The organism is Nocardiopsis alba DSM 43377, assembly GCF_000341225.1.
Taxonomy (GTDB): Bacteria; Actinomycetota; Actinomycetes; order Streptosporangiales; family Streptosporangiaceae; genus Nocardiopsis; species Nocardiopsis alba.
In genome coordinates this window covers 55,282-69,906 of the sequence record NZ_ANAC01000029.1, presented here as the reverse complement: position 1 = coordinate 69,906, position 14,625 = coordinate 55,282, and the positions used below count along the sequence as shown (strand labels likewise).

General features: G+C 69.0%; 7 protein-coding genes. 3 read left to right on the top strand and 4 right to left on the bottom strand.

Translation table 11 applies throughout. The annotated features are described in order from the left end of the window. Positions 1-27: 27 nt before the first annotated feature. The 4 genes from D451_RS0124125 to D451_RS0124105 all read right to left on the bottom strand — a co-directional run bounded on the left by D451_RS0124125 (position 28) and on the right by D451_RS0124105 (position 10,870). The gene (locus tag D451_RS0124125; RefSeq protein ID WP_017536321.1) at positions 28-1,053 is read right to left on the bottom strand and encodes a hypothetical protein; all 1,026 of its coding nucleotides are present in this window, start codon (positions 1,051-1,053) and stop codon (positions 28-30) included. After that, positions 1,050-4,853 carry a hypothetical protein gene (locus D451_RS0124120; RefSeq protein WP_017536320.1) on the bottom strand — a complete coding sequence of 1,268 codons (3,804 nt, stop codon included), beginning with the start codon at positions 4,851-4,853 and terminating at the stop codon, positions 1,050-1,052. The genes D451_RS0124125 and D451_RS0124120 overlap by 4 nt, the downstream gene beginning before the upstream one ends. Further along, on the bottom strand, positions 4,850-6,643 hold the full coding sequence (locus D451_RS0124115) for a hypothetical protein (RefSeq protein WP_017536319.1): 1,794 nt from the start codon (positions 6,641-6,643) through the stop codon (positions 4,850-4,852). Before D451_RS0124115 ends, D451_RS0124120 begins: the two co-directional genes overlap by 4 nt. Before the next feature lie 660 nt (positions 6,644-7,303). Beyond that, a complete protein-coding gene (locus D451_RS0124105; protein ID WP_017536317.1) occupies positions 7,304-10,870 on the bottom strand; it encodes a DUF6603 domain-containing protein in 3,567 nt (1,188 codons plus the stop codon). A 594-nt stretch (positions 10,871-11,464) separates the two neighbouring features. On the opposite strand from D451_RS0124105, the gene D451_RS0124100 reads away from it, so the two are divergent. From D451_RS0124100 to D451_RS28725, 3 genes are all read left to right on the top strand, one after another. After that, complete coding sequence (locus D451_RS0124100) at positions 11,465-12,373, top strand: manganese catalase family protein (RefSeq protein ID WP_017536316.1); 909 nt, start codon at positions 11,465-11,467, stop codon at positions 12,371-12,373. 189 nt (positions 12,374-12,562) lie between these two features. Then, the gene (locus D451_RS0124095) at positions 12,563-13,567 is read left to right on the top strand and encodes an iron-containing redox enzyme family protein (RefSeq protein ID WP_241463377.1); all 1,005 of its coding nucleotides are present in this window, start codon (positions 12,563-12,565) and stop codon (positions 13,565-13,567) included. After that, positions 13,564-14,607, top strand: a complete 1,044-nt coding sequence (locus D451_RS28725; protein WP_017536314.1) for a glycosyltransferase — start codon at positions 13,564-13,566, stop codon at positions 14,605-14,607. Before D451_RS0124095 ends, D451_RS28725 begins: the two co-directional genes overlap by 4 nt. Positions 14,608-14,625 lie beyond the last annotated feature (18 nt).

The window sequence follows — 14,625 nt, the reverse complement described above, 5'->3', positions numbered from 1 at the left end:
GCCAGGGATCGCGCGGATCAACTCACTTCACGACGACCATTTCACTGAGAAAACCTCACTGCTTCCCCCGGTATACGGAGCCAACTGGAAATTGGTGATGATCGGCCCTGTCTCGGGGGCTTCCCTGGCGAAGTGGCGAGGCATACTCCAATAGAGCTCGTGCCATTCGCTGCGGAGCAGAGGGACACGATCCCGCACGGTGAGGCTCGACTTCACCGACACGTTGCGGGCCGCGATGTCACCCCCCAGTACCCGCACCAACAGCCGCTGCCTGGCCCGCACGTCTTCGGACCAGGAGGGCTTCAGTTCGAACGTGGTGTCGGTGGTGAGTTCAGAGATCTTCACCGGCTGCGGGTGGTCCTCGTGCAGCGGGACCTCCTGACCATTGGCATAGAGGGTGTAACGGATACCTTCGATCGGTGGCTCCAACCAGGTGAGCGTGACCGAATCCCCATATTTGACCGGGTTGGCGTCCGCTCGCAACTCCCGCAGGTAGTATCCGGCCGGGAACTTACCAAGGGGGATGTGCTTCCAGACCGTCTCGCCGTCCTCTTCCTCCTGCACGCCGATGGCGACGGCGGTGGCCCCTTCCATGGCACTGACAAGAATTTCGTGAATGAAGACGGCGACCGTCTCACCGGGCTCGAACGGCTTCTCCTCACGGTCCGTTCCGGAGTACGTGAAGGTGTAGAGACCCGAACCCTCGTCACCACGGTCCGGACGACGTGTCTTGGACTGCCGGGTAACGGTCGCTCCCCGCTTCGACCAGGTCTCGCTGAGCAGATCCTCCTTGGCGTCCCCGTCGTCGGAAACCTTGAGCTGGATCCGGATCGCGTGCGCCCGCACCGCTTCGTCGTCGCTGACATTGGTCACCAGCACACTCAGACCCGCCTGATCAGCGGGACCCTTCGACCCCGAGGCCACCAGAGGAGACGGATCGGTCTGCACCACGACGCTCAGCGCCTCGGGAAAATCCGAGTCGCTGTACGCCACGCTGGACCCCCACCGCTCGTCCGCCGGTTCCTCCGGGATCCGCTCCCGCGTGTCCGTCATGACCGTCCACCTTCCTGATCGTTCGTGTCGCTTGTCCTGCGGGCCTGGCCGAACCCTTGTCGCAGCCGGAGCAGTCCGGTCCGCAGATGTACGGGTGCTTCCGGGGTGAGGCGGGCCGTTCCGTCGTCGTCGCGGACCGGTACCGGGTTCGCGCGATCGTTCATCGCCGGGACCCACGACCACGTACCGTGCTCGACCTTCGGCAGCGGCATCGGGAAGGCCGTGGTCTCCGCCGTCACGGTCCCGCCGTGTTCGACCGTGACCGGGCGCTTGCCGCCCAGGCTGGGCCCGACGTGGAAAAGCGCCTCCATTCGGCCCAGCACGTCGGCCACCGCTTCGGGTTCCAAGCGCAGTCGCGAGGTCGGCACCACGTGGGTGGTGGCGTGCACGGACGCCCACGGGTCCAGCAGCATCGAGACCTTCACGCTCTCCTCCCGGTTCAGCCGCAGCCGCAATCGCGAGCCGAGGTTCCGGTCGGCCACGTATCCGCCCCGCTCCTCCGGTGGGGAGACCGCGTAGAACGTGTCGTACTCCTTCTCCTGGAAGTAACCCACCAGCCCGTCGCCGAAGGCCGCGTCCGAACCCAGCAGCACCGGCCAGGTGTGGTCCATGTAGGCGGGACGAGGGTCGATGGCGGTCAACCGGTCGAGCTTGACCGGCACGATCGCGCCCGCGTCCGGTTCCAACGTCAATCGCGCGCACACCAGCGCCATCGGCCGCCCCAGCAGGCGCAGCGTCGGAGGGCCCGCGGCGGTCCGGTCCGGGCTGGTGGTGAGCCGGGCCAGCTCCTCGGCCTGAAGGAACGCGGCCAGAGCGGCCGGGCCCTTCCTCCCCTTCCTCTTGATGCCGTCGAGGAAACCGACCAGTTCGGGGTCGGGGGTCAGGCCACTGCCCGCGTCCTCCCAGACCAGGTCCCCGTCGGCGTCGCGCAACTCGCCCCACAACACACCGTCGTGCGTATAACAGAGCACGCCCTGGTCCAGATGGTCGGGCACCACCCATCCCCGGATCTGATCGCCGTCGACCGGCCGCACCGGCGGTTCGGTGTCCGAACCCCTCGACAGCGCCTCGAAGCGGAGCCGGGCCGGCTGGGGAAAGCGCGGTCGTAGCTGCATCACCCGGGTCGACCAGTCCTTGTTGGTCCGCCCTGAAAGCACGGTGGCGTCGGCCTTGCCGCTGCCTGGCGCCTTATCGTCGGGGGTGACGGTGGCCGAGCGGGTGAGCTCCACCTTCAGGTCCGGACGATCTCGCCCGTCCTCGGTGTCCACCGCGCAGGCCCGACCGTAACGGTCGATGATCATGAGCCGTGAGATGACGAACTGTCCCGCACGCAGGCCCTCGGCCGGCAGTGGCCGGATCCAGTTCTCCGGATCGTCGGGGTCCTTGGGGGCCTTCGGTTTACTTCCTGTGGAGAACAGGCGGGGTTCGTAGGCGTAGTCGGGCGAGACCAGGCCTTTCTTCAGCTCCGGAGTCGGCCGCAGCAGGGACTCCCGGCCGGTGAGCTGCGCGCTGAACCCGTCCAGCGCCTGGGAGACCAGATCGGTGCCCTTCTTCGCGTCGTTGAAGTTCTCCAGGATCTTCGACACGAACTCCAGGAAGGCCGGATCCTGGCCCCGCGCGGCGTCCTTCAGATGCCGGTAACGGTCGGCGAGGTTGTGCACGGCGTGCGGGGACAGCAGGATGCGCCCGTTCACCGTGTGGAAGGGCGGCGGGTCGCCCTTCTTCGCGACGTGCCCCTCACCCCGCCACAGGTACCGCTGTCCGTCGAAGACCCAGTTCCGTTCACCCTCGTGCCCGGGCCTGCGGTCCTCGTAGGGCACGGGGTAGTAGTCGGCGCTCCAGCACAGGTAGAGCGGGGTCCATGGCTGGCGCCACCATTCCGTCTGAAAGCGCAGCGCCGCCACCCGGGGGTCGGAGGTGGTCGACCACGGGACCGCCGTCGCCTCGTCTGCGAAGGACACCGTCGTCGTGTCCTGGGGAGAGCGGTGGTCGTCCAGCGCGGTGAACTCGGCGAGCAGGGCCTTGTGCAGGTCGGTCGGGAACACGCCCTTCCAGCCGGGCCGGTCGAGGATCGTGGCGAAGCCGTCCGGGACGACCGGGGCGGACTCGGCCCCGTCCATCTTCGTCACGGTCTGTCCGCCTCCCCGACAGGTGAGCTCGCCGGGACGGTCCTCCAGAAGCCGCCGTGTGCCCGCGCCGCGCAGCAGGACCACCGGCTCGGTCGGGCGGTGGAACGGCTCCCGGGGGAACCGTGTGAGAACCCCGACAGGTTCGTGGCCCAGCAGTTCTTCGAGCCCCCTCAGCTCGTCGGTGATGGCCCGTTCGATCCGCTCCGGGTCGGTCTCGCGTACGAGGGCTCGGCATTCACTCAGAACGTTCTGTGCCTGTTCGATCCGCTCGGCCAGGGAGTCGGACCGTGCCGGATCGAAGTGGGGGGAGATCTTCTCGGCGAGGGCCTTCATCTTCTTCGACCCCGTCGAGCCGAAGGCGCCGCCGCCCTTGGCACCCAGGTAGGCCGCGTGCTCGCGGTACCCCCACAAGGTGCGCAGCCGTTCCTGGAGCCGGGTCAGCTCCCGGAGCTTCGTGTCGTAGGCCTCCTGCTCGGTGTTGAGGGTCTTCAGCCAGTCCGCCTGCGCCTGGGGGACGTCGGGTGGCGGGGTCGGTTCGCCCTGGTCGGATTGCCCGCTCACGAAGTCCCAGACGTGACCCCCGGCCACCGGTTCGAACCGGGCCTCGTGTGCTTTGAGCGCCACCTCGGCGCGCCCGCCGGGGGCGTCGTACTCGTCCAGAAGCCCGTACTGGAGGGCCTGCAACCGGGCCTGGTACTCGGCGCGTTCGTCGGGCCGCTCGTCCGGCCAGATGCCGGGGATCCGCTGGGCGAGCGCGCTCAGACCCTCGGAGGAGGTCTCGGCCGTGCCCAGGCTCAGGTCGACCCATTGGCCGGTCTTGGCGTCCCGACGCGGTTTCTCGTCCCCCTCGCCCTCTCCATGCCTACGCCAGACGAGGCCGTGCACGCTGCCCGCGTGCACCGAGCGCATCGTGCCCGTGATCGGCCCGGTGTAGCGCCACCGCAACCGGTCCAGCAGCTCGCGCAGCCGTTCCTCGTACTTCTCGTGCGGTGCGCCGGCCACCCGGGAGAGCGGATCGCGGTCGGTGCTTCCGTACCAGCCGAAGACCTGGTAGCTCAGGTCGATGCCGTCCGGCCCCTCGGCCAACCCCGCGAGGTCGTCGTGCATCGAGAACACGCCCAGGTTGTAGGGCTGGTACACCGAGAACGCCGGAATGCCCGGGCCGAAGGCGGTGAGCGGCTCGGACATCGACGGTTCGGTGATGTCCTCGGTCAGCTCCCACCGCCGCCCGACCCGCCTCTGGTCGATCCGCCGGCCGTCCTTCGTGTCGGAGACCATGCCATAGGGAGAGTTGTCACTGTCGTCGGACACGTCCTCGGTCCTGCGCAGAGCATCGCTCTGGATCAGCCAGGCCTTGGCCCGCCGTCGTCCGTCCTGCTTCGCGTAACGCACCACGACCCAGCGGTCGGGGCAGTTCAGCGGCCGGGTGTCGCCCTCGCGCAACGGATCGGTGTCCCGCAGGGCCCTCGGCGGCTCCCAGTGCAAGAGCACACCGTCCGACGGAGCCCCACCGAGGGGAGGGTTCCCAGGGAGCGGTTCGGGGCCTTGGTGGAAGGGCGCGGAGAAGCTCAGGCTCCACCGCGCGAAGGTGTTCTCCGTACTCTTTCGCACGGTCGGGTTGACCATCAGGGCGGTCACCCGCACCGGGACGAGCAGGGCGTGATCGCTCATGTGTGTGCTCCCTCGTCGTGGCCCGGGCCGGTGGCCGGGGCCGTGGGGGTGTGCAGGATCGCCCTTTCGGGGGCGTGGACGAGTTGCAGGCCGAATTCTCCGGGGGACAGATCCGTCCGGCCGGTGTCCTTGTAGGGGCCGAGGCCGGTCCAGATCGCGTCGAGCAGTCCGTCGGGGCCCGCCAGCCTCAGCACCCGCGTGTCGTCGCGGAAGGGGACCGTGACGCGGGTGCCGGCACCGCCCTGGGCCGGCACCTGGTCCCCGACCTTCACATCGCCCGTTTCCCGCAGGGCTCGTAGTGTGATCCGTTCCCGACCGCCCTGGAAGCCGACGCCCAGGTGCACCCCTTGGTCCGGCTCGTTCAAGTGCAGTTCCGAGGGCACCTCGTCGAAGAGCACCAGCAGCACCCCGGGGGCGAGGACGGCCCGGCGGAGCACCCGCCCCTCGGAGGGGACGATCCCCACCTCGGGGAAGTCGGCCACCAGGCGGGAGCGGATCAGGATCCCCGAGCTCGGTGTGGGCGATCGCGACTCGTCGAGGTAGGTATCGACCAGCGCCTCCACCACCCTTCGGTCGTGTGATCCGCAGATGCCGGCCCACAGCGCCCCGGTCACCAGGGCGTCGAGCCAGCCCCGGTCCACCCGGAACCACCGCATGCTCTCGGGTGGCAGCGCCGCCGTGTCCGGAACGAGGTGATCGAACGGCACTCCGGAGAGCACCCGAAGCCCGTTCAGGAACGAGTCCAGCGCGGGCTCCCTCGCGGCCGCGGACTCAGGGGCGCCGTCGCCCTGAGGGCCGGAGTGGCCGAGTGAGGAGGAGCCGAGCACGTGCGCGGCGAAACGCTCCATCACCCGGGGGTCCTCGGCGATCGCCGCCACCGTTTCGGTCACCGGTGGCATCGAGGCGGGGAAGGACAGATCTCCGGCCCGGACCATCGTCACCGGGTCGGCCCGGACCTCTTCGTCCGATCCGGCGCCGCCCTCCGCGGTGCCGGTGCTCGGTCCGCCGCCGTACCGCGTGGCCAGCCCGTCGAGCAGGGCCCGGGCGTGGAATCGCGGGGGCTCCCCGGCCAGCAACCGGTCGAGGGCCTCCATCCCCGCCCTCCGCTCGGACGCCGTATCCCCATCCGCCGGGCCCCACGCCTCCTCGCCTTGGGAGAACGAGTACCCCTCCGGGGGCAACAGGGCGTCCAGAGGGCCTGCGGCCGAGTACGCGGGGCCGGCCATGCCGACGGCCTCGGCGCGGGCCCGGTATCCCCCGGCGATCTGCGCGAGGTTCTGGACGGCCTTCTGCGCCTGGTCCACCGCCCGGGCCAACGCGGCGGAGAACTCCTGATCGGCCAGGGCCAGTCCGCGTCCCAGTGACCACGCCGTGTGGTGGCCCACGTTCCGGACGCCGAAGCCGTCCTCGTCCGTGATCCACCATCGGCCGGTGCGGTCGACCGGGTCCGTCGGGTAGGGGGTCAACGGCCCCCGGTAGAAGTCGTAGGCGCCGGGCCGGTCGGCCCGCACGTGCCGCAGCGCCACGTGCCCCGTCTCGATCAGGTGGCGAACGCGGCGGGTGTAGGCGTCGGGAGTGTCTCCGTACTCCGCTGCCGGGCGGGCCAGCAGGTGGGGTCGGGCGGGCCCGTCCGTGAGCCGTGCGCGCAGGTCGGAGTAGGCCGTCCCCGCCTCGACCCGCGCGGAGACGAACGACCAGTGGTGGAGCGATATCAGGCGTACGTGCGCCTTGGCCCGGTCGGGGTGGTCCAGCAGCTCCTTGTGGCCCTCGAAGGAGACCAGGTGGGCCACGTACCGTCCCCCCTGCGGATCGGGGAGCCGGTTGGCCGACAGGTAGGCGTACCTCGGCGGAGCGGCGTTCCTCGTGGGAGCCTCCGGCGTCCTCAGGGGTACGGATGTGCGCGAGGTGGGCGAGCTCGGCGGAGGTGGGCGCGATCCGGGCGAAGACCTCCCCGGGCACCCGGATCGTGTTGATGGTGGCGGTCTCCTCCTCCGCCGTCAGTGGATGGTCGGCGAAGTCCGGGACGCTCACCGCGGAATCGTTCCGCGGATCGAGCAGCGTCCTCGCGATCCCCGTCTCGGTGCCGCCGAGCGCCTTCGGGTCGTCGGGCAGCTCGCCTTCGGCGAAGAGGAGCACGCCCAGCCACGGGGTCGTTCCATCGTCGTCGGAGGAGACCCTGCGCTCCCAAGGCACGATGCGACGTTCCAGGGCCACGTGCGGCAGGTACAGGTCGAAACGGCCCGCCGTACCGGGCGGCGGGTAGACGCCGTGGATCTCGTCGGCCTCCACGCGCAACCGCAGCCCGGTGACGGTGAAGTCCTGCGTGAGGGTGAAGGCCGTCCCCGAGGGGATGTTCCCGCCGGTCGGCGTCTGCGTGACCGTGATGGTGTGGTCGCCGGCCGAGACGCTCGGAACGAGGTTGTCGATGAAGTGCAGATTCCTGGTCACGGTCATACCGTCTCCACCAGTAGGTTCAGTTTCTTGAGCGTCTTCTCGAGCTCGGTGCGCGCCTTTCCCTTGTCCTTCTCGGGCAAGGTGACGTTCTCGTCCGCCGCGTACTCGCCCTCGATCAGGTTCAGGGGGTTGGCCGCGCACCGCTCATCGGAGAACTGGACGGCCTCGCCGTCGGCGGTCAGACTCTGTCCCTTGGTCGTGGGCGGAGGGGCGCTCACCTGGATCCCGCTCGTGCACGAGACCGTCTGCGGTTCGCCCGGACCCGGTAGCGTGCTTCCGGACCCCTCCTGGGCGGCCCACAGGGCCATGGGGAAGGCGCCGGTGATCTCGGAGGCATCCCAGCCCGTGACCGTCGTGCCGCCTCGGGTGACCTTCACGTGCTGGGTGATGGCCACCTGAGCATCGCCCATCGGCCCGACCGTCAGCGGAGCCCGGTCGCGTGGTGCCGTGTCGTCGCCGTGGCTCCACCTGGTCGAGGGCAGCGCGCTGCGCGTACTGAAGGAGAACCCGTCCGTGCTCACCAGCCAACGTCCGCCCTTGGTCGCCTCCGGCCTGGTCGGGTCGATCAGCAGGCCGTCCATGGGGCTGATGCCGAGCGGGTCGGCCGGGAGCTGCCTGGCGTGGAAGTCCGCCCACGGGAGCGGTTCCCGTTGGAGCCTCTTGGGCTCGCCGAAGTCGATGCTCTTGGAGAAGGGGCCCACCTCGACCCGGACCGTGCCGCCGGTGGGCGGACCCCACACGTTCAGGTACGCGCCGACCTCGGCCCGGATCGTCACGTCCCACCACAGCACCCGCGCGGTGTAACTGGCCCCGATGCTGACCCACATGTTCAGCTCGAAGTAGAGCGGCGCCCACCGCACGATGGCGTCGAACCCGGCGTCGAGCCAGGCGTGCAGCCCTCCGGAGACGAAGTCGACCGAGAGTCGGCCGCCCACCATGCCGACCTTCGGGGTCACGGCGGCGTAGAGCTCGCCCTTGATCCGCACGTCCGAACTCACCGACCAGTCCAGACCCAGGCGCGGCACCTGCTGCGGGTAGTGGGCCGGCGGTCGGTAGGCCGGATGGTAGCCGCCGACGGTGGCCACGAAGTCGCCCGCGTGGTCGCTGCCCGGGAACCACACGTACACCGCGGCGCCACCGGTGAGCTTGCAGTCCGGGTGGATCACCCAGGAGTTGTCCGAGAGCGCCGCCGTGAGCGCGAGCCGCCGCTTGGCGTGTTCGTACAGCGCGCGGAACCCGAGCTCGATGTGGGCCACCCGGGGCGTGTCCGCGTCTTCGGAGGCGGTGGCCGGGGCCTTCGGACCCTTCTTCCCGGACTCGGCCTTCTTCTTGCGCTGAGCCGGGAAGTCGGCGTTCATCGCGCCCAGGAGCGCCACGGAGAAGTCGTCCGGGCCGAACTGCGCGATCAGCAGCGCCTGTACGGCCACGGTCTCGGCGATGGTGGCGGCCACCCCCGCCGTGAACCACAGGTCGCCCGGCTCGGGGAGCACGACCGCGTCCTTCGAATCCTCCGCGCCCCCGGTGATCTTCTCCAGCGTGGAGAGCGGGTCGGGCGGGTCCCCGACGAACCCCGGCATGTCGGCCAGCGCCTGGACGAACGGAAAGTCCGAGACGCCGTCCGCCTCGGGCAGCTCGACCCTGCTGTTGTAGCCGCCGCCCAGGGCCAGGCCGGTGAAGACCACCGGAGGCGGGCCCGCGATCTTGCCCGCCAGCCCGCCGAACACGAACAGGGACGTGTACCCGGGCCGCTTCTCGGTGTCCTTGAGCCGGGCGTAGGAGCCCACGGCCAGGAGCCCCCACTTCTCCGCCTTGACCAGCAGCAGGCCCTCGTAGTCGTACGCGTAGCCCTTGCGGTCCCGCTTGACGAACGCGCCCGTGATCGTCAGCGGATCACGGGAGAAGGTCGCCCCCAGGCCGGAGAGCTCCACGGTGACGCGGGGATTCTTGGTGATGGTCAGGCCGATGGCCAGGCCGGTGGCGCGCAGTTCGAAACCGGCGGTGACCAGTGCGGCGTCGATGTCCAACAGCACCCGGGTGGCCTCTGAGTCGTCCTCGGGAACGGCCAACCGCAGGCCCACCCGATCGATGTGCAAAGGCCCGAGAGGGCGTTGGACCTCGCTGGAGGAGGAATCCGACCGCACCGGCGCCGGGTCGTCGGCGGCCGGCTCGATCTCGGCGGCGGAGACGGCGTAGGGCGCGGGCTCGTCCTTCTTACGTCCCAGGGCGACGACGGAGCGCTTCTCCTTCAACAGCGTGAAGTCCAGGCCGACCCGAAGGCCCTTGGCCAGGTCCCCGGAGCCGGGGACCTTGGGTGCGCCATGGGCTTCCAGAACGGTGCCGACCTTGGTCAGAGCGTCCTCGGGGATCGGCGCGGTGGCTCCGATCACCGTCACCGCGTCCAAGGACAGGTCGGCGTCGTTCGGGACCTGGCCTTCGACCAGGTCGAGACGGGACAGACGGGCCAGATCACCGAGGGGGAAGGACGCCGAGAGGAACAGCGGGCGCTTGCCCTCGGTCTCGGGCAGCAGCGCCAGACCCCACGTGAACCCCTCCGGGGCCTCGTCATCGTCGTCGGTGGACTTCTTCTCCTCGGCGGATTCCTTTTTCTCGTCGTCCTCGTCGGTGGATTCGTTCTCCTCCTCGGTGGACTCCTCTTCCTCTTCTTCCTCTTCCTCGGTGCTGTCGGCGGTGATCATCACCTCGACGTCCTCGCCGCCCGGGGTGTAGTCGAGACGGAGGCCGGTGGCGCTCGGCAGGAGACGGCCGAACTCGTCCACCCCGGTCATGCCGAGCCTGCTCAGAGCGTCCACGAGGGAGAACGGGGTCTTATCGGCGCGTGCGACACGGAAGAGATAGCTCGTGCGCTTCTTCTTCTCGAAGCCGAGTTCGCAGGAGGCCCGGAGCTCCGGCGAGGTCTTGAGGACGAGTTCGACGGTGAGCCGCTTCCTCACCCCCTTTGGAGACTTCTCCTCGGTCTCGGAACCCTTCTCTTCCGTCTCCTCGTGCTTCTTCTCTTCGGTGGCCTCCGAGCGCTTCTCTTCGGTGTTCTCGGAAAGCTCGTCGTCCGCCTTCGGGGGCTTCTTCTCGGTCTCCGAGGCCTCGTCGTCGTTCTTCGTGACCTTCTCGGCCGCGAAGACGAGCTTGGGCGACTTCAGGCCCACGTCGGTGAGAGCCCCCCAGACCGAGTGGTCCGTATCGAGGGAGATCGTCAGGGAGACCCCGGTCACCGGGGTCGTGTCGGCCGGCTCCGACTCCTTCTCGGTCGACTTCGAGTCCCCATCGTCCGACTTCGGCTTTTCATCGGTCGACTTCGAGTCTTCGAGGGTGAACTCCAGCGTCACCTCCAGCCCGCCCTTGGGGAGGGTTCCCGTGAGGGAGAGATCGCTCTTCCGATCGATCTGGACGACCGTCGACGCGGCCCCGGCCGCTTGATCGACGGCGGCGAAATCGATCAGGTCGAGAATCCCCTTGACTCTGTCGTGTCGATTCGGTGTCAGATCCAGCCGAGAGTTTATTTTGACCGTATCGAGCCAGCTCTTCAGGTCGCCGTACGTGACCGCCACAGTGTCCCCTCCGCGTATCGAGCCCGAACGACTTTCACAGAGGACACTGAGGCGGTCAATATTTCGCTGATTCAGGCGTGTTTTCCCATTTCCACCGAACGGACCTGCCGAGTTCATTTTCGTATATCGCGGATATGACCGTCCGGGGTCGAATGACCTGAACCGTACCGAGAACGGGTCGAGGCACATTTCGGGCACCATGCCCTGGTCGAGGGTGCCCTCGCACACGTCCCTAGCGCGTGATCGCGGACCAGACCTGCTCGTCCGGTCCGATTCGATGGCCGCGCGACCACCGAATCGGACGCGGCACCCCCCGCAGGGAAACCGACGGAGGCCGTGGTGTCCGGCCGCCCGTGTGAGCGACTCGACGGCCCCAAGCGCGCGGTGGTCCCGCGACCGCCTGTGGACTCCTCGTCAGAGCCGTCGCGTTAATCGCTCGAACCCCTCGTATCGAGAAAGTCCGAGGACCCGAACGCATCCGTGGGCATGGCCGTCGAAACGTCATCGTTCGGTCAACGGGCGCATGTGGGCCGGGCCGGCGGGTAGCCGTGGCGGAAAGCGACCGCACTCGACGAGATGAGGACGGGGCGGACCATGTTCCGACACACCAAGCACCTGCAGTGCGAGGCCAAGCCCGAGGCACCGGACGCGCTCTACGCGATGAAGCTTCAGGAGCTCATCGGAGGCGCCTACGGCGAGATGACCGTCACCATGCAGTACCTGTTCCAAGGCTGGAACTGCCGTATGGAGGGCAAGTACAAGGACCTGATCATGGACGTGGCCACCGAGGAGATCGGCCACGTGGAGATGCTCGCGACCATGGTGGGCCGCCTACTGGAGGGGGCGCCCGCCGACACCGTCGCCGAAGCGGTCAAGGACCCGGCCGTGGCCGCCGTCGTGGGCGGAATGAACCCGCAGCAGGCGATTATCGCCGGCGGAGGCGCCGTACCGACGGACTCGGCGGGCACCCCCTGGAACGGCAAGTACGTGGTCGCCAGTGGAAACCTCCTCGCCGACTTCCGTGCCAACGTGGCCGCGGAGGCCCAGGGCAGGCTCCAGACGGCCCGTCTGTACAACATGACGGACGACCCCGGAGTCAAGGAGATGCTCCAGTTCAACCTGGCCCGGGACACCGTGCACCAGAACATGTGGCTGGCCGCCATCGCGGAGCTTCAGGAGGACGGGCTGGAGGGAGAGATCGCGCCCGACGCCCTGCACGAGGAGGAGGACCAGGAGCACGCCAACACCATCTGGGGTCTGTCGGACGGTACGGCGGCCGCCGAGGGGCGGTGGGCGAGCAGGCCCGCACCGGACGGCGAACACGAGCTGCGCTACCTGGACGACCCCGAGCCTCTGGGCGGTCCGGCCTCCGTGCCTCCGCCCGACCCCGAGCTCTACGGAACCTTCGCGGGACCGGGCGGTGAAGGGTCGGTCCAAGGGGCCGGTAAGGCCACCAAGAGCGGCAAGGGGCTGGCCGACAAGGTCAAGGAGGCCTTCGAGTGAATCCGGGGCGTGTGGACGCGGCCGTCCTCATGGCGGCGTCCGCGCGTCACCGCCGTTCGGACGGACAGAGCCCGTTCCGAACGGCGGCGAGACGTCCCGGCCCTTCACGGCGGTCGTCTCACCCCGGACGTAGGTGGAGTTCCGTCCCGAGAGAGGACCGGCATGATTCTTCCCGTACCCCGCGGACCTGTGAGCGAAAGGTTGGTCGCGGCCCTGAGACGACCTCCGAGCGAGGGTTCCGGATCGATTCCCGAGGAGGTGGAGGCACCGGTCGATGCGCCGCTGTTCGACGAGGACCTCCAACTGTCCCTCTTCACCTGCTATCAGCTGCACTACTCCGGTTTCGAGGGGGTGGGCGAGGACTGGGAATGGAATCCGCGTCTTCTTCGACTGCGCGCCCTGCTGGAGACACGGCTGGAGTGGGCACTACGTGAGGAGACCTCGGGCCTGGGGCGGTACGCGGAAAGGAGCGGCACGGCGACCGAGGTCGCCGCTCGGCTCGGGGAGACGATCCGGGAGGCCGAGGGGCCCTCGGTCTCCGCCTTCTTGAGGAGACACGCCACGTTCGGTCAGTTCCGGGAGTTCGTCCAGCACCGCTCCCTCTACCACCTGCGCGAGGCCGACCCCCACACGTGGGCGATTCCACGCGTGACGGGCCGGGCCAAGGCCGCGCTGGTGGAGATCCAGGCCGACGAGTACGGTCAGGGCGATCATCGGAGGATGCACTCCGAACTCTTCCGGACCGCCATGCGGAGTCTGGGGCTGGACGTTCGGTACGGGGCGTACCTGTCCGTCGTCCCCGCGGTGACGTTGGCTCTGAACAACACGATGTCCTTCTTCGGCCTGCACCGGCGGCTCCGCGGCGCGGCCTTGGGCCACCTGGCGGCCTTCGAGATGACCTCGACCGGCCCCAACCGGGAACTCTCCCTCGGACTGCGACGCCTGGGCGTGGCCGCGCAGGTGCGGCACTACTTCGACGAACACGTCGAGGCCGACGCGGCGCACGAGCAGATCGCGGCGCGGGACATGTGCGGTGTCTTCGTCATGGAGAACCCCGAGCTGGAGCGTGACGTCCTGTTCGGAGCGGCCGCCTCGCTCCTCTTGGACCGGCTGTGGGCCGAGCACGTCCTGCGCCACTGGCGGGAGGGGGCCTCGTCCCTCGTGGATCGGCCGTGGACGGAGGCTGTCCCATGAGCGGCATGGCGGAGCTGAGCGTGGTGGTGCCTTTGAAGTGGCGCGACGACCGGGGGCTGGGCGAGCTGACCGGATACCTGGAAACCTTGACTCGCCGGGTCCATGAGGTGATCGTGGTCGACGGTTCCGCGGAGGATCTCTTCCGGACCCATGCTCGGCTGTGGACGAAGTCGGGCATACGGCATCTGGCCCCCGAGGACTCGTGCGCCAACGGGAAGGTCGCCGGGGTGCGCACCGGTGTCCGCGCGGCGGTCGGGAACAAGGTCGTGATAGCGGACGACGACGTACGTTACGAGGCCGGGACCTTGGAGGCGATGTCCCGTCTGCTGGAGCGAGCCCACCTCGTCCGACCACAGAACCACTTCGACCCGCTGCCCTGGCACGCGGTGTGGGACACGGGTCGCACACTCCTGAACAGAAGCCTCGGCCAGGACCATCCCGGCACGTTCGGGGTGCGCAGAGACGCGTTACTCCACCTCGGAGGCTATGACGGGAACACCCTGTTCGAGAACCTCGAACTGTCCCGCACGATCCGTGCGGGCGGAGGGGTGGAGGCGTGCGCGAGCGGCCTGTACGTGCGTCGGATACCACCGTCGGCCGCTCGCTTCTGGTCGCAGCGGCCGCGCCAGGCCTACGATGACACGGCACAGCCCGCGCGCCTGATGCTGTTCCTGGGTCTTGCTCCCTTGCTCTGCGTCGCCGTGGTCCGGGCCCCGGCTCTTCTCCCGGCGAGCGCGGGAGCGGTGGTCCTGTTGGCCGAGGCCGGCAGGAGAAGGGCCGGAGGCACACGGGTCTTCCCCGCTCGGGCGTCGTTCACCGCTCCGCTGTGGGTCCTCGAACGGGCCCTGCTCGTGTGGCCCGCCTTCGCCGCGTGGCTGTCAGGGGTCGGCGTCGCCTACGCGGGGTCTCGCATCGCCGTCGCGGCCCACTCGCCCCGGCTTCTCCGACGCCGACTCCGGTCGCGGCCTGTTCTCGGCGTGCCCGGGGGCGCTGAATCCGATGCGCTCATGGGTTCCGTCGCAGAACGGGCGGATCGATGACGCCCCGCAGCGGCACAG

Coding starts and splice junctions, on each gene's coding strand:
- D451_RS0124125 (WP_017536321.1), bottom strand. CDS start 1,053: ATGACGGACACGCGGGAGCGGATCCCGGAGGAACCGGCGGACGAGCGG.
- D451_RS0124120 (WP_017536320.1), bottom strand. CDS start 4,853: ATGAGCGATCACGCCCTGCTCGTCCCGGTGCGGGTGACCGCCCTGATG.
- D451_RS0124100 (WP_017536316.1), top strand. CDS start 11,465: ATGTTCCGACACACCAAGCACCTGCAGTGCGAGGCCAAGCCCGAGGCA.
- D451_RS28725 (WP_017536314.1), top strand. CDS start 13,564: ATGAGCGGCATGGCGGAGCTGAGCGTGGTGGTGCCTTTGAAGTGGCGC.